This window comes from Pseudoalteromonas sp. OANN1, assembly GCF_024124685.1.
In the GTDB taxonomy this organism is placed as follows: Bacteria; Pseudomonadota; Gammaproteobacteria; order Enterobacterales; family Alteromonadaceae; genus Pseudoalteromonas; species Pseudoalteromonas piscicida.
The window spans coordinates 17,439-33,442 of sequence record NZ_JAMXSE010000034.1 but is presented as its reverse complement, the minus strand read 5'-3'; the positions used below and the strand labels follow the sequence as shown (position 1 = coordinate 33,442).

Genomic DNA, 16,004 nt, shown 5'->3' with positions numbered 1-16,004 from the left:
ATTGCCAAGTCCCTCAATAGGGCGAAAATTAGCCCTATTCCGACGTATTCCAAAGCTTATTTAGCACCAACTTTTTAAAGGTTAAAACAAATTGTTTCAATGTGATTGGAATGATAGTCACAAGCGCAGTCCCCTTATCAAAGTCAGGGTTAACACTACAGTAAAGTGCAATCTCAGTTTTGCTGCTTTCTCTAAAGCGTGTAATTTCAGCCTCGCTGTAATTGGTTTTGCGTCCAACAGCCTTCAAACATCTTAGACCGTTATAGGAACTTACCAAGCCACTCGGGTTAATGGTGTCATAGAGCGTTGCTATCGCGCTATTTTGAGGCAAGTTATTTGGATAAACTTCGGCGATATTTTTTGCCATGGCCCTGAACATGGCGGGACTGAGCATGGTATCTGCATATAACAGTTTTCTACGTGGGTTACGTATATAACGTTTTAATACTTCGATAAGAGAAAACCTAAAGGTACTGTTTTTCCCTCTAAAGTCAGGTAAAAAAGCAGCTGAAGCGCCAACAATGCAAACATCCTTGTTGCTATCATCAAAGGTCAATAAGCAATAGCCGACAATGTCACCGCCTGATAAAAACAACCGGAGTCTGCGCTTTGTGCTTTCGCCTTTTTCAAAGTACAGAGCAAAGTAATGCTCTACATCGACATTGGAAAAGCTTGTCGCTATCACTCGTTTCAATTGGTTTAAATACGGTGTATCTAACATTCCCTTTTGATAGCTTAAATCCCTATGCTTTATTGTGCTCAACTTGCTCGCCTACTCTTTTTGAAAATCATGCTTCCTCAAGCTTTCCCCGATAAGCTGGCAGTGATACCTCCGCGATCAGACCACCACCATCTCGATTTCGTAGTCTTACGTTACCGCCGTGTGTAGTCACGATACGTTTGATAATGGCAAGCCCTAAGCCACTCCCTTCACTCCCTCTAGCCTGATCTCCCTGTTTAAATGGTTCGAATACAGACTCCAACTCTGACTCTGGGATACCTGGCCCTCTGTCCATTACTTTTACGATAACAGCACGGTGCTTGGCGCTATACTCTGTCGTCACCTCAATATCTTGTTCAGAATAACGGATCGCATTTTCAATCATATTAGTGAATACTCGCTTTAACGCGACGGCATTCATCATCACAGCTGGTAAGTATTCCTCTGCTTGCAAGTGAATTGGTCGCTGATGCTGCTGCTCTGCATGAACGACTTCTTCAATAACCGTGTTAACGTCGTCTGCCGACATTTCCGCACCGTTGTGATGACGGAGGTATTCAATGAATTGGTCGATAATCGCATTCATGTCTTCAATATCGTCGATTATCCCTTCGCGCAGGTAGTCTTCTTCATCCGACATCATTTCAGTTGCTAGACGAATTCGGGTTAAGGGCGTACGTAAATCGTGCGACACACCAGCCATTAACAGTCGTCTATCACTTTCTAGGTCTGCGATCCCCTTAGACATTTTATTAAATGCCCGAGTCACCTCAATAACTTCTGTTGACCCTTCTTCGACAAGACGTGTTGAAAAGTCCCCGACGCCTACTCGACTAGCTGCAATTTGTAGAGATTTTAGCGGTTTGTTTAGATGCCTAGCAAAAAGCCACCCCCCTAACACACTTAAAAAACCAATACTGGAGAGGTAAAAAACTAAAAACTCCATTTTTGTTTCACTGAGTCCGCTAAGCGGTACTCTTACCCAATACCCAGGCGCTTGCGGTGCTTCGACCCAATAAACAACCGGATCTCCTTGGCTTATCCTGACTCGCGCAGAACCATTTAGTTGCTCCGACATACTACGAGACAGCAATGTATATTCTTTGGCCTGCCCCAGCCCATTTACATAGGCCTCTCTTTGCGTCATCACCTCAATACCCGTTATCTCGAAAAATTTGCGAGATAGCGTATTGTCGACTTCAACACCATCTTCCCAATCAATGAAAACCGTTTTAACCTGCTTAGCAAGCATCAGATTCACTTGTTCAAAAGTTGGTTTGAAGACATATAAGGTAACGGTAATGTAAGACACGACTTGATTTATTAATAGTAACGCGCCGACAAAGAAGACGGTTTGCCCGAATGCACTACGAGGTAACATGCTGGCTACTTCACGCCGTCAGGCACAAATACGTATCCAAGACCCCACACCGTTTGTATATAGCGAGGATTAGAGGCGTCATCTTCAATCATACGACGCAAGCGCGAAACCTGAACGTCAATGCTACGCTCAAGTGCGCTATAATCACGCCCTCTAGCAAGGTTCATTAACTTATCTCGACTCAGCGGCTCTCGAGGGTGACTCACCAGTGCTTTAAGTACCGCAAACTCACCTGAGGTAAGTGAAATCGTCGCTTCCCCATGTTGCATCTCTCGCGTCGCTAAATTAAGGGTAAAGTTACCAAAGCTCACTTCATTTTCTTCTGCAGCAGGCGCACCTGGTACTTCTTTGGCACGACGACGAAGAATGGCTTTTATTCGCGCCAACAGTTCTCTTGGGTTGAAAGGTTTTGGAATGTAATCATCCGCGCCAAGCTCAAGACCAATAATACGGTCAACTTCATCACCTTTCGCCGTCAACATGACAATTGGGATCTCATTCTCTTTTTGTCTTAAACGACGACAGATGGAAAGACCATCTTCTCCAGGAAGCATCAAGTCTAACACCATCAAGTGAAAGTTTTCGCGTTCAAGTAGTCTGTCCATTTGTTCAGAATTGGCTGCACTGCGGACGATAAATCCCTGCTCTACGAGATAACGCTCTAAAAGACTGCGCAAACGCATATCGTCGTCAACTACGAGCACTTTGGTGGTTTCATTTCCCATTTATATTTCTTCTATTTATTAATTTACTAAAGCTTGCTGATCTGCGACATTTCGTGCACAAATCATCATCCTGTTCATTTAACGCTCATGGCGATAATGGACCATGATATTATTATGCTTAAATATAATTGAATTTGGTGCTTTTCGACACCATACATTGATACTAGATTGTTACCGAACATTACAAGGGTTTAACCCAAAACACCTGAGAAACATGAAAACGAATTTGATCACGCCCGAAGGATACCGCCAACTGCAGCAAGAACATGATCACCTGTGGTTTGAAAAGCGCCCAGAGATCACCAAAATTGTGAATTGGGCAGCGAGTTTAGGCGATCGCTCCGAAAATGCCGACTACACCTTCAATAAACGTTTATTAAGGCAAATAGATAGACGGGTGCGCTTTTTACGAAAGCGTATGCCCGAACTAAAAGTCGTGGAATACAGCCCCGAACAAGAAGGTAAAGTATTTTTTGGCGCTTGGGTAGAAGTGGAAAGCGAAGAAGGCGAGGTTCGTGCATTTCGTATTGTTGGACCTGATGAAATATATGAACGCAATGACTACATCTCCATTGATGCGCCAATGGCTAGGGCCTTACTAAGCAAACAGGTCGATGATGAAATTACGGTCACCACACCGCACGGCCGAAGACTTTGGTATATCAACCAAATCGAATATCGCAGAAACACCGAACAATGATAACATTGAGCTAAATTTTGTTTGCCTGAGGTGAATATAATCTAGGCAACAAAGACCGATTAAGAAGAGTATAAGGATTTTGCATGAGCAATATCACACAACGTTTAGCAACGGAGCTTAACGCCAGAGAACAGCAAGTTAATGCTGCTATTAGTTTGCTAGACGAAGGGGCAACCGTTCCATTTATTGCACGTTACCGTAAAGAGGTAACGGGTGGCTTAGATGACACTCAACTGCGCTTGCTTGAGCAAAGGTTAGGTTACTTACGAGAGCTCGATGAACGTCGCGAGTTTATTTTAAAAACCATCGATGAGCAGGGTAAACTCACTGCTGAGTTAAATGCAGAAATACAAGCCGCCGACAGCAAAACCGTACTCGAAGATTTATATCTCCCATACAAACCAAAGCGCAGAACAAAAGGCCAAATCGCGATAGAAGCAGGTTTAGAAGCCTTAGCTGACGCTTTATTTGCAGATCCAACGTTGGACCCAGAGCAACAAGCGACTCCTTTCATTGATGAAAGCAAAGGCGTTGCAGACAGCAAAGCGGCTTTAGATGGCGCTAAGTTTATTCTCATGGAGCGTTTTGCAGAAGACGCAAAGCTACTTGCTAAACTCCGTGCACACCTTAAAGACAACGCGCAAATCGAAGCAAGAGTCATTGCCGGTAAAGAAGAAGCTGGAAGCAAATACCGTGACTACTTTGAACATAATGAGCTGCTAAATAAAATTCCATCACACCGCGCGCTGGCGATGCTAAGAGCCCGTAACGAAGGCTTTTTGCAGTTATCTATCAACCCGGAACCAAGCGCAGAGGACCCAGCTCAGTTTTGTGCACAGATCATTGCCGATCATTACCGCCTAGCTGTCTCTGGTAAAGCTGCCAGTGATTGGTTAATGGGAGTGGTCCAGTGGGCATGGAAAATTAAAATCACCCTGCACTTGGAAAATGAATTCTTAGGGTCAATGCGTGAAAAGTCAGAGCTAGACGCTATCGAAGTTTTTGCGAAAAACCTAAAAGATCTGCTGATGGCTGCGCCTGCTGGTGCAAAAGTGACAATGGGTATCGATCCGGGATTACGTACCGGGTGTAAAGTCGCTATTGTCGATGCCACAGGCAAACTGATTGCAACCAGTACTATCCACCCTCATGCCCCTCAAAACCAGTGGGATAAGTCGCTGAAGACACTAGAGCAAATGTGCCGCCAATACAAAGTTGAGCTTATTGCTATCGGTAACGGAACCGCGTCTCGCGAAACCGACAAACTGGCCGCAGAACTGCTAAAAAGTGCTACCGAATTAAAGCTCAACAAAATCATGGTGAGTGAAGCTGGCGCATCGGTGTACTCAGCCTCTGAATTTGCCGCAAACGAATTTCCAGATCTTGATGTATCTCTACGTGGTGCAGTTTCTATCGCAAGAAGATTACAAGATCCGTTAGCAGAGCTTGTGAAAATCGAACCTAAATCAATCGGTGTTGGCCAATATCAGCATGATGTTTCTCAAAGCCAGTTAGGACAAACACTAACGGCTGTGGTCGAAGACTGCGTAAACTCAGTAGGTGTAGATGTGAATACGGCATCGATACCATTATTAACGCGCGTCTCGGGTTTGAATAAAACATTAGCCAGCAACATCGTAAAATACCGCGACGAAAATGGCTCTTTCACGGATCGCAAAGCGCTTAAAAAAGTTGAGCGATTAGGACCTAAAGCATTTGAACAAGCAGCTGGTTTCTTACGTATCGCCAATGGCGACGATCCACTGGATGCATCAGCAGTGCACCCAGAAGCTTACCCGGTTGTCAAAGCGATTTGTAAAAAACAAAATCTGGAAGTGAATACCCTTATCGGTAATCGCGAAGTCTTGAATGGCCTTGTGGCAAACGACTATGTAGATGATAAGTTTGGGGTACCAACGGTCACTGATATTATCAAAGAATTAGATAAGCCAGGCCGAGATCCTCGCCCAGAATTTAAAACGGCGCAGTTTAAAGCTGGTGTTGAGACAATCACAGATCTTAAAGTCGGTATGATTTTAGAAGGTGTGGTCTCTAATGTTGCCAATTTTGGGGCTTTTGTGGATGTAGGTGTACATCAAGATGGACTTGTTCACATTTCAGCACTCACGGATAAGTTTATTTCCGATCCGCGTGAAGTCGTTAAAGCGGGAGATATCGTTAAGGTCAAAGTGATTGAGGTTGATGTGCCTCGTAAACGCATTAGCTTTACCATGCGCTTAAACGATGAAATATCTCAAGCTCCAGCGCAAAAACAAAACGCTAAGCCGCACAAAGGAAAACCGGCGCCTAAGTCTTCTAAGCCAAAGTCACGAGATGCAGGTAACGCCGCGATGGGTAATGCGTTTGCTGAAGCCTTCGCAAAGCTGAAGAAGTAATCTCAATAACCTGAACTTGGGATAAGAAGTAAGTTAATCCACTAAAATCACTAAGTTCAAAAGTGTAATATCGCTCTAGCCAGGAGTTATTTCTTAATACAAGGCAAATTTGTGCGTCAATAGCTGGCCTATTGCAAGCAAATTTAACGCAGTAGTAAGGGATAACAGCTGCTAGAGAACAAGTTGTTATCCCGAGTTCAGGTTCAACAATGCAATGAACAAAGAAAAGCGCGGCCTTGGTCGCGCTTTTCGTTTGTCGGGGGTTTTAACTCGTTTTCACTGCAATGACCCGCGGAGGAGAAGGCCAATACCTACGGTTAAATTTGCACTGATAGCGATGCGGGTTGATTAGGCATCGCTACATGTTGATAAAAGTTTGAGATCCTGAGCGATCTTGCTTGGATTTCAGGATCAGCTTCAATTGGCATCGCGACAGCGTAAGGATCTGCATCCTGCTTCAGCTTGGCTTGCTCTTCTTCACTCTCTGCTTTTGCCTGCTCACCACTCAAGCGACGAGTTTGAATATTTTGCACCCGCTTGCTATCAATTTGTTCTTCACCACTAATAGAAGCTTTTGCCAACTCAGCCTGCGCCGCCGAGAGTTTTTGAGTAGCATCTGCTGCGATGGCCCTATCAGCGCCCGATGGTTCTGCAGGTGCTAACGCTGCCGCTCTCACCGTTTGCATTTTTTCAATTGTGCCCTGTGGGTCACCTTCAAGCGGCGCAACGTCGATCATCACCTCACCACCAATAGCGTAGTTATTGCCATCAGGACCGCGCTGATATTCGTAACTCGGTGATCCGGCATATTGCCCGCCTACTCTGGCATGAGCCTGCTCATGTAATCTTACTTCTCTATCTCGAGATTTTAATTCTTGAACGACCTGCTCATCTTGCTCTGTTTGTTGCTGCTCTTGTTCATTCTTTTCTTTTTCTTGGCCTTCGCCTTTTTCACCTTCCTCTTTGCCTTGAATGGTTTTGCTTTGCTCTGTTTTACCATCAGAACCGTAAACTTTTGCATCGTCTACGTTAGAAGAGCGGCCTTTTTCAGAATCGGAAAGGTTGCGGTTTTCAGTAAATGAGGGATTAGTTGGTGCAGGTTTTGGGATCGCTTCACGCAGCTGATTATCGCGTACAACCGTTTCGGTGTACACGTTGGCAGTGTTTAAATTCATCGCCGGTGGTGGCGTTACTATGTTCATTACACTTTAATATCAATCAACGTACCTAGCACTTCATCTGCAGTGCGAATAGTTTGCACATTGGCTTTCGCGTTAAACTCTTCAACTTTTAAGGCTACCACTGATTCGGTCAAGCTTGGGGTTTCGCTCACTGGAGCCGTCACAGCTTCACCGGCACTGGCACCCTGCAACTGCCGCCCAGATGCACGTTCAGAATCACTTTGTTGATCGATGGCAGCGCGGTTAATATCAGCACTTGCTTGGGCAATCCCCTGAGCAGCGCGGTTATAACCGTCAATTCCATTATTTAACACATCACCTATTGGCATATTCGCACCTAGATAAACCTTTTCTTACTGACTAATTATTGCGCAAAATATCAACAAAGAAAAGTAAAAGCGGCAATTTTTTGCCGCTTTATTATTCTAAATTTCTAAATAATTGATTTAAGGAGTGATAAAAAAGCTTCTTTATGAGAGATAAAAGGCGCATGAGAGGCCTTTGCAAGCGTATGAGCCTTAAAATTTGGATTGAGTACCTGCATTTTTTCTACAGCCGTTTGTGGAACAAGAGAATCTAAACGGCCGAATATGCCTATTGTGGGGAGTTGCAGCCGTGAAAATTCATCACGTAAGTCCTGCGATTTCAATATCTCCAGTCCACCAGCTAGTGCTTTCGCCTCCGCTTCCGGCAGTGTGCCTAGTAGCGCTTTGAGTTGTTTGATGTCTTCTCTGGCATATTCACTGCCCATCGCTTGAATAGCTAAAAATCTTTCTATCGTCTTTGCGCTATTGGTTTGCAGTTGAGTCTCAAAGTTGTTTAGCACCTTAGGGGCTATTCCGGGCCAATCAGCTTGCTCACAAAAAAATGGCGTTGAAGCGACCAAAATAACCTTGCTAACTTTGTCTGGAAAATGAGCAGCTAAATACAATGCAAATAAGCCCCCCAAAGACCAGCCTATCAATACGCTTTGTGGCATCAGCTGCTCAGCAATAAGTAAAGCGTTACGCTCAAGAGAATAATCGCCCTCCGCGCTTGGTGTACCACCAAACCCAGGAAGGTTTACCGCTTTAATTGGTGTTGTAGGTGCTAAAGCTTCCTCGCATAACTGCCACACCGCTTTGTTCATCCCCCAACCATGGAGCAGCACAACTTCATTTTGCATTTATCTGTTCTCTATACCAAACTTGACGCCATGATAGCTAACCCGGGATGGAAAGCAATGATCCAACTTAATCGGTTATTACCTAAAAAGTGGTGTCAGCCTTGTGTATGCTGTGAACAAAGCACAACAGAAACCTTGCTTTGTTCATACTGCTTACAAGCCTGTTTAGACTTTATGGATAAAGAGATAAATTTACTTAATTACCCCAATATCCAACGCATGGTTAGCCTTGAAGACTGCGATGGGTTAACCGTGGCGAGTTGGTACCGTACGCCTATAAACACATGGTTGCAAGGAGTAAAGTTTAACCATAGCAAAGCGTATCAATGTGCCTTGAACCTGCTGGCTCAAACACTATGGCAGCGCTTCAGTGAAGAGGATGCTTTCCCCGTAGACCTTGTTTGTTGTATGCCACTACACCGAAGACGGTTAATCCGACGAGGTTACAATCAAGTTGAGCAAATTTGGCAAGGGCTACCACTCAGCCAGACAATACTCAAAAGAGCAAAACACACCAAGCCACAATCGGAGCTGACCAAAGCTAAACGAAAACGTAACTTAAACAATGCCTTTGTGCTCAACCAATCTGTTGAAGGAAAAAATATAGTATTACTTGAGGATGTGATCACAACGGGTGCGACCATGAATGCAGCGGCAAAAGTGTGTAAACAAAATGGGGCAAAAATGGTGTGGGCGATGGCTATCAGCCTCACACCATTCGACGCTTAAAAGCGTATTGTTTGATTGATATAGCTAGAACAGATATCAATCAACTTGCTAAATGTTCTGGACCTTATCTTATGCCGTGTGCAAAGAACAACGCGTTATTTAGCAGTCGGCTAGAACCGAACCAAAAGCCACGAAATACAGGATTGTCAGTCATTCCTACAGCCACCCCACGTCCAGACGTTGACGCTATCAAGACAGAGGAACCTGCGATCTGTTCAACGTTAATATTATCAGCATACCCTGCCAATAAAGGCTTTTTAGTATACGTCAACGACTCGATAAATGGCTTATTATTACGATGCATCACCCAAGTGCTATTTTTAAAGACAGGTAATTCCCGGTTCTCAAAGCCAAAAGACAAAGGATGGCTTAAATCCAAACGCGCATCAAAAATCGCGCCGGCAATCCGCTGTTTTGCCGAAAGGCTATCTTGATCTGCAAAGGTGAGATTTTTGCTGTCAAACTGGGCTCGCATTTCTTTGCTTGAAACCATTTCAGCGTCTAGTAGCTGCTGTTCGATTAGCCACTGCGCACCACGCTTTTGCCCCCAAATCACACCGCCTTTAGCGACCCAGCTCAAGAGCTTAGCTTTGCTCTTGTCACTTAAATCTCCATATTTACCATCAGCCAATAAAATGTGGGTGTAGCGCGTAAGATCGAGTTTCTCGATATGCTGCTTTTCCACAATTGAAGGAGCAAGTTTTAAATGTCTATCCAAATGATACCAAAGCTCACCCGCTTCATATTGACTTACACCTGCACCACCTATGATGAGGGCTTCTGGCTTTTGCAGCTGCAGCATTTGTCTTGACCCAAAATCGACGCCACTTTGGGTCATGCCTGTAGTCACACTATATACTGGAAGTGAAAGCTCTCTGGCGATTGTTTCAAGCTGAGTAAACCAGTCCGCTTGCTGTTGAATACCACTTGCTATCACCAATGTACCGGCCTGAAAGTCATGAGAGCCTGAGGTAGTTGATGCTGAAAATGGTGACATTGCAGCTGCCACTTTCACTCCAGCCTGTAAGAGGCGATTTGCTAATTGTGGCGCCAGGTAATGATGCCATTCTATGGTGTAGGCATAACTTCCTGCAACGGGAGCCAATATATTTGATTCAATGCTCGATTCACCTTGAAGCTTTAAACCCCAGCCACTTTTTACTGCGGCAAAATCTAAATCATAAGCGTACGGCATCGTCCAACCTGAAACATCGTAGAACGTGTTGTCCTTAAAATGCGTCTGTGTGCTAAATAGTGCTTTTATCAAGCGATATTGCGGCTGGGCTAGTGGAATGTATAAATCCCCTTGCTGATATTCGGTGTTATCAACTTCTTTGGCTTTTGAGAGGTATTTCACCTCTATCTGATGCTGTTTCAATAAATCCACAAACGCTTGAAAACTGTAGTTATCTTTGCCGCGAGCAACAACGTAACCGTTGATTTCACCTTTACTCGCAAGCTCGTTCGCTTGTTGATAAAACTGCTGCTGATAGTCAAGTAAAGCGCGTCTATGTGTCGTGCTGGCTTGAAATGTCGAGAGACTCGTCGTAACCTGATTTTTAATCGTTTCAGGAAAGCTCAACACGCCATACTGAGTTTCTTGTGCATGCCCTCGACTACTTGCTTGTTCAAACAAAATGCCAACCGCACCATTTACGTCGGGGTACGTAGAACCTTTGCCATAATAAAAGTCATCAAAGCTCTCTTGAGTAAAATATAACTCCCCTTGCGCATCAAGGGCTTTGGCATGAAACTTACCAATCTCGTTGGTTAGCGCTACGTTTTGTAATGGGGTAATTGGGTGAGTCCTTGATGGGATCCCAGGTTGAAAAAAATACGTACTATTTGGGCCCATTTCATGAAAATCGGTCAGTACGTTAGGTTTCCAACGGTGGAATGCTTTGATCCGTGCTTTTGACTCAGGATGTTGTAGTAGTAACCAGTCACGATTGAGGTCAAACCAATAATGGTTAGTACGACTAGAAGGCCAAGACTCATTATGCTCGCGATGTGCAGGATCAGTTGATAGAGACATGCTCTTATTGGCGTTTGCCCATGTAGCAAAGCGTGATAAGCCATCAGGGTTCAAGGCTGGATCTAACAATATCACCGCATTATCAAGAAGCTGTGTAACAGACTCGCCCTGCGCCGCAGCTAAATAATATGCCATAAGTACCGCTGCATTGCTGCCTGAAGACTCATTACCGTGTACGCTATAGCCCATCCACATCACAACTGGCTGGTCTGAACGGTTTTGACTACTGCTCAATGAAGCAATATGGTCTTGCTGAATACGCGCCAAGTTTTGTTGGTTTTGTGGCGAGCTCGCTTTTAGGAGTAATAAAGGACGTCGCTCATGGCTAAATCCGATTGTTTCGACACTCAGCCTTGGGCTTTCACTTGCAAGGGTATGTAGATAATTAACGATTTGATCGTGGCGCAAATGCCACTGCCCAACTTCATATCCAAACGCTTGTTTTGGCGTAGTTATTGTGGGATCAAATTTTACTTCATCGCCAAAATAATAGGCAATGGGCTTGGCCTGCAAGCTAAAGCTCAACAGCACGATAATACAGCTTATTAACCGCATGATAATGTCCTTTAATTCCGATTACTTTTCAAGCTAACAAGCGCACCGCCGATTGCCAAATTTTTACGCCGAACACTAGCGACAACACGACGAGGAGAGTATGATACGTATTAACCGAGTAATTTAGTCAAGTATAGAGCGAATTATGATCCATATTTCAGATTCTGCCCAAAGCCATTTCGCGAAACTATTAGCCGATCAGGCTGAAGGCACTAATATTAGAGTTTTCGTGGTTAATCCAGGCACCTCTCAAGCTGAGTGTGGCGTGTCATATTGCCCAGCAGATGCCGTTGAACAAAGCGATATCCGCTTACCGTTTAATGGTTTTGAAGCCATCGTTGATGAAGAAAGCGCACCATTTTTAGAAGAAGCCGATATCGACTTCGTTACCGATAAAATGGGGAGTCAGTTGACGCTTAAGGCACCAAATGCCAAAGCTAAACGATTACGTGATGATGCGAGCCTAGCTGAGCGCGTAGAGCACATGCTAGTGACAGAAGTAAATCCACAACTGGCCAATCACGGTGGTCAAGTTAGCCTAGTAGAAATTACCGCAGATGGTATTGCTGTACTTCAATTCGGCGGTGGTTGTAACGGCTGCTCAATGATTGATGTCACATTGAAAGAAGGCATCGAAAAAGAGATGATCGCTAAGTTTGAAGAAATCAACGGCGTACGTGACATCACGGAGCACGCGCGCGGCGAACACTCTTACTATTAATGAGCAAACCCCTCATTTATCGCTTAGGGTCTCACCCTAAGCGAAGTCTCAAGTTCTTCCTTTTTGGCCTTGTTATTGTGTTACTCGCGGGTGCTTTTATCGCGCTGGGTTATTATCAAGATCATCGCTTTCAAATCGCAGGTTTAGTGCTTTTACTTCCTGGTTTATGCTGTGCCTTTTACGGTTATATTGGTATTTTTGCTAATCGCTTTTCTCAAGTGATAGAAGCCAGAGAAAAACGCCGCCAAGCCCTAAAAGATAACGACCCATTTGCTTAACACAGCCCCATTATTCGAGTAAAGTAGCTTCTCGAGCGAGCAGGTGATATTTATATGCCAAGGTCAATCCACGCAACCCCATAAAACAACTCATCGCAAGCCAGAGCGCATGATTACCGAGTGGCAAGGCAATCAAAAAAGGCAAGAAGAAACCGAATACCGCAGAAACTAACATGCTATTTCGCATTTCTTTAGCACGAGTAAGCCCAACAAAGATGCCGTCAAACAAAAAGCAACTCATGGCAATCAAAGGTAATAGCACCAACCAAGGTAAATAAGTACCTGCCAACGTTATCACTTCGGGGATATTGGTTAATAAGTTAATGATCCAGCCACCAGCTAGATAAAAAATAGCGCTGTATAAAAGCGCAAATGCAGCCCCCCAAAACAGGCTTACTTTTACCCATAATTGCAATTGCCCCAACGAGCCTTGTCCTTTTGCTCTGCCGACCTTTGCCTCGGTAGCATAAGCGATACCGTCCATCGCAAAGCTAACTAACATCAAAAAATTCAGTAAGACAGCATTGGCCGCTAGCGTGATCTCACCAAGTCTTGCGCCATAGAAAGTCATAAAACTAAAGCAGAGTTGTAAGATCAAGGAACGAATAAAAATATCACGATTCAAGGTGAGTAAACTGAGCCACTGCGCGCGCTTTGGTAGAGTGAATTTCAACGAAATACCGTAGCGCTTTGCGACCAATGCGCTCAAAAACAAAGATAAGCCTAATGCCGAATAGTCTGCAATCAGTGAAGCCCAAGCTGCGCCTGCTACTCCCCACTCAAATCCGACAACAAATAAAATATCCAAAGCTATATTCACTATGTTCGTGAACAACACCAGATAGAATGGCCCTCGCCCGTAATGCATTCCAAGCATAAAGCCCAGCAACACAAGATTTAACATTGCTGCAGGCGCGCTAAATACACGGATTTGAAAATATAATTTTGCTTGCTCAAATACTTCACTAGAAGCATTTGAAAGTTGAGCAATAACTTGGACCAGCAGAGGAGATAATAGAATCAAACTCACGGCAAAGAGCAGCGCAATGAGCATGCTGGTAAATAGTGAACGTGCTAGCTTGTCATGGTCTTGCTGGCCGCTTGATTGAGCGATCACTCCTGTAGTACTCATTCGCAGAAAACTTGCAAGCCAAAATAGTACCGAGATAGCGCTAGAGCCTAGCGCTATCCCAGCCAAAAAATGCGCATCCCCCATATGACCAATGACTGCTGTATCGACTAATCCTAACAGTGGCACCGTAATATTTGATAGTATCATCGGACCTGCAAGTAGTAAGAGGCTCAGATGTTGCGCTTTATGGCATTTAAGAAATTGATACAACATATTATTTTTGGTTTGGCCCTATTCTCAGCAAATAGTTGGGGTGCGGTTATCTTACAGTATCATCACGTGAGTGAGAAACTCCCAGCGGTCACCAGCGTGAGTGAAGAAACCTTTAAATCTCATCTTAACCACATTAAAGAACATGGTTTTTCGGTGATACCTTTACCACAATTGTTAGATAGCCTAAAGTCGGGTAAGTCTCTACCAGAAAAGACGTTAGCTATCACCTTTGATGATGGCTATGAAAATAATATCACTGCGGCGGCCCCGATCCTGGAATCTTTTGGCTTTCCCTATACTATTTTCGTCAACCCTCAACTTATTGACGAAAAGAAAAGCTATGTCATGACGTGGGATGAACTGAGGTCATTAGCAAAACGCGGGGCTATTATCGCAAATCATAGTGCTAAGCACGATTACCTCCACCTCAAACTAAAAAATGAAACAGCGGCGCAGTGGCGTGCACGTGTTGAGCACGATATCACATGGTCACAACAGCGTATTAAAGAAGAAATTGGCCACGATTACCCCTACCTCGCATACCCTTACGGTGAGTTTAACCATGAATTGCAAAAGCTAGTAGCAGAGCTTGGACTTATTGGTATTGGCCAACACTCTGGTGCGGTTGGTGTTTCTTCAGATTTTACACGTATCGCTCGCTTTCCCGCATCAGGAAACTACAGCAACTTAGAAACATTAAAAACTAAGCTCGAGACCAAAGCGTTCTCTCTACAAAAATTAGATTACCTTGATAGCGTTACGAACAATAAAACCCCAGCAATCACGTTGCATTTTAACAATAAGGATTTTCATCAGAGTCAATTTGCATGCTACGTTTCAGGTGTTGGACAAGCTGAGCTGACGTGGCTATCAGAAACCAGCGTACGTATCCAAACCCCGAAAGCACTATCCATAGGACGGTCTCGATATAACTGTACGGCACCTTCAATCAAAGACACAGGACGATATTATTGGTTTTCACAACCTTGGGTTATTGAAAAATGACAGCTTTGGGTAGGAGCAAATTAGCTCTTACCCCTACTTTTTAACCGCGCTCAGCATGGTTTCAGTCACTTTACTCAAAGGTACTAGGCTTTGCACTGCGCCAAGCTCGTACGCCGCTCTAGGCATTCCCCATACCACACAGCTAAGTTCATCTTGTGCAAATGTATTGGCACCAGCGGTTTTCAAAGCTAGCATTGCTTTTGCTCCATCACTACCCATTCCCGTAAGCATAGCAGCACAAACATGCTTCCCCATTGGCACAAGGGAGTTAAATAACACCTCAACTGAGGGTTTATGACGATTAACAGGCTCAGTATCATCTAATCGGCAAACATATCCGGTTGCAGTGTGTGCCACCTTAAGATGTTTGTCTCCCGGTGCTATGAAAACATGACCAGGTAATAAAACATCACCATCTTCCGCTTCTTTGACTGATACCGCACAGGTGCGATCCATTCTTTGCGCGAATGAGGTACTGAAAACTGGTGGGATATGTTGGGTGATAACAACAGGAGGGGCGTGTGTTGGTAATCGCATAAGCACCTCTCTGATAGCTTCAGTTCCTCCAGTTGAGGCGCCTATGGCTAAAATAGTATTACGAGAAAATGTATAATTACGGCCAATTTCTAATTCGCTTTCCTGTTTTGGTGCTTTAAAAGCCCTCACTCTTGCACCGGCCGCTACTCTAATTTTCTTAACCAGCAAATCGGAATAAGACATTAAGGTATCAGCAACATTGCTGGTGGGCTTAGAAATAAAATCAACGGCACCTAATTCTAGTGCTTCTATCGTGGCGGGTGAGCCCTCTTGGGTCAACGTAGAGATCATCACAACAGGCATAGGCCTTAAGCGCATTAAATTTTTAAGAAAATTAATGCCATTCATTTTTGGCATTTCTATATCCAAAGTTAATACGTCAGGCGAAGTAGACTTAATGAGCTCTCTAGCTTCATAAGGGTCTTCCGCGGTGCCAACGACTTTAATACCATCCGCCTGACCTAAAATTTCTTTTAACAACCCACGAATTAACGGCGAGTCGTCAACAATCAGAACTTTGATCATATTTC

The 16,004-nt window shown here is 44.3% G+C and carries 15 protein-coding genes; 6 read left to right on the top strand and 9 right to left on the bottom strand.

Annotated elements, in window-relative coordinates; translation table 11 throughout:
• Nucleotides 1-34 precede the first annotated feature (34 nt).
• From NH462_RS21365 to ompR, 3 genes are read right to left on the bottom strand one after another with little or no spacing between them, the layout of a single operon-like run.
• Nucleotides 35-763, bottom strand: coding sequence for a hypothetical protein (locus NH462_RS21365; RefSeq protein WP_253107703.1), 729 nt, complete (start codon nt 761-763; stop codon nt 35-37).
• A 25-nt stretch (nt 764-788) separates the two neighbouring features.
• A complete protein-coding gene (gene envZ, locus NH462_RS21360) occupies nt 789-2,102 on the bottom strand; it encodes a two-component system sensor histidine kinase EnvZ (RefSeq protein WP_253107702.1) in 1,314 nt (437 codons plus the stop codon).
• Between the two features lie 5 nt (nt 2,103-2,107).
• On the bottom strand, nt 2,108-2,827 hold the full coding sequence (ompR, locus tag NH462_RS21355) for a two-component system response regulator OmpR (RefSeq protein ID WP_010378483.1): 720 nt from the start codon (nt 2,825-2,827) through the stop codon (nt 2,108-2,110).
• A 214-nt stretch (nt 2,828-3,041) separates the two neighbouring features.
• Here ompR and greB point away from each other — a divergent pair, with 214 nt between their 5' ends.
• Together greB and NH462_RS21345 are read left to right on the top strand one after the other, a co-directional pair.
• Nucleotides 3,042-3,527: a transcription elongation factor GreB gene (gene greB, locus NH462_RS21350; protein WP_010378480.1), complete on the top strand. Its 486-nt coding sequence runs from the start codon at nt 3,042-3,044 to the stop codon at nt 3,525-3,527.
• A gap of 83 nt (nt 3,528-3,610) precedes the next feature.
• Nucleotides 3,611-5,923 (top strand): Tex family protein, encoded by a 2,313-nt coding sequence (locus NH462_RS21345; RefSeq protein ID WP_253107701.1) that lies wholly within the window; start codon nt 3,611-3,613, stop codon nt 5,921-5,923.
• A gap of 317 nt (nt 5,924-6,240) precedes the next feature.
• Here the strand turns inward: NH462_RS21345 and NH462_RS21340 are convergent, their stop codons facing one another.
• The 3 genes from NH462_RS21340 to bioH form a co-directional block, all read right to left on the bottom strand.
• Nucleotides 6,241-7,125, bottom strand: coding sequence for a putative metalloprotease CJM1_0395 family protein (locus NH462_RS21340; protein WP_010378477.1), 885 nt, complete (start codon nt 7,123-7,125; stop codon nt 6,241-6,243).
• Complete coding sequence (locus tag NH462_RS21335; protein WP_010378475.1) at nt 7,125-7,433, bottom strand: hypothetical protein; 309 nt, start codon at nt 7,431-7,433, stop codon at nt 7,125-7,127. Before NH462_RS21335 ends, NH462_RS21340 begins: the two co-directional genes overlap by 1 nt.
• A 104-nt stretch (nt 7,434-7,537) precedes the next feature.
• On the bottom strand, nt 7,538-8,269 hold the full coding sequence (gene bioH / locus NH462_RS21330; RefSeq protein ID WP_010378473.1) for a pimeloyl-ACP methyl ester esterase BioH: 732 nt from the start codon (nt 8,267-8,269) through the stop codon (nt 7,538-7,540).
• A 57-nt stretch (nt 8,270-8,326) separates the two neighbouring features.
• On the opposite strand from bioH, the gene NH462_RS21325 reads away from it, so the two are divergent.
• Nucleotides 8,327-8,998 carry a phosphoribosyltransferase family protein gene (locus NH462_RS21325; protein WP_253107700.1) on the top strand — a complete coding sequence of 224 codons (672 nt, stop codon included), beginning with the start codon at nt 8,327-8,329 and terminating at the stop codon, nt 8,996-8,998.
• Between the two features lie 64 nt (nt 8,999-9,062).
• Here the strand turns inward: NH462_RS21325 and NH462_RS21320 are convergent, their stop codons facing one another.
• Entirely contained in the window at nt 9,063-11,588 is a 2,526-nt protein-coding gene (locus NH462_RS21320; RefSeq protein ID WP_253107699.1) for a M14 metallopeptidase family protein, read from the bottom strand.
• Between the two features lie 145 nt (nt 11,589-11,733).
• Between NH462_RS21320 and nfuA the strand changes: the two genes are divergently transcribed.
• Together nfuA and NH462_RS21310 are read left to right on the top strand one after the other, a co-directional pair.
• Complete coding sequence (gene nfuA / locus NH462_RS21315; protein WP_010378467.1) at nt 11,734-12,309, top strand: Fe-S biogenesis protein NfuA; 576 nt, start codon at nt 11,734-11,736, stop codon at nt 12,307-12,309.
• Nucleotides 12,309-12,587 carry a hypothetical protein gene (locus NH462_RS21310; protein ID WP_010378465.1) on the top strand — a complete coding sequence of 93 codons (279 nt, stop codon included), beginning with the start codon at nt 12,309-12,311 and terminating at the stop codon, nt 12,585-12,587. Before nfuA ends, NH462_RS21310 begins: the two co-directional genes overlap by 1 nt.
• A gap of 10 nt (nt 12,588-12,597) precedes the next feature.
• Here NH462_RS21310 and dinF read toward each other — a convergent pair whose 3' ends face one another.
• The gene (gene dinF / locus NH462_RS21305; protein ID WP_290442498.1) at nt 12,598-13,929 is read right to left on the bottom strand and encodes an MATE family efflux transporter DinF; all 1,332 of its coding nucleotides are present in this window, start codon (nt 13,927-13,929) and stop codon (nt 12,598-12,600) included.
• On the opposite strand from dinF, the gene NH462_RS21300 reads away from it, so the two are divergent.
• Nucleotides 13,894-14,937, top strand: coding sequence for a polysaccharide deacetylase family protein (locus NH462_RS21300; protein WP_010378460.1), 1,044 nt, complete (start codon nt 13,894-13,896; stop codon nt 14,935-14,937). The genes dinF and NH462_RS21300 overlap by 36 nt on opposite strands.
• Nucleotides 14,938-14,970: 33 nt before the next feature.
• Here NH462_RS21300 and NH462_RS21295 read toward each other — a convergent pair whose 3' ends face one another.
• On the bottom strand, nt 14,971-15,999 hold the full coding sequence (locus NH462_RS21295; protein WP_017219453.1) for a chemotaxis response regulator protein-glutamate methylesterase: 1,029 nt from the start codon (nt 15,997-15,999) through the stop codon (nt 14,971-14,973).
• Nucleotides 16,000-16,004 lie beyond the last annotated feature (5 nt).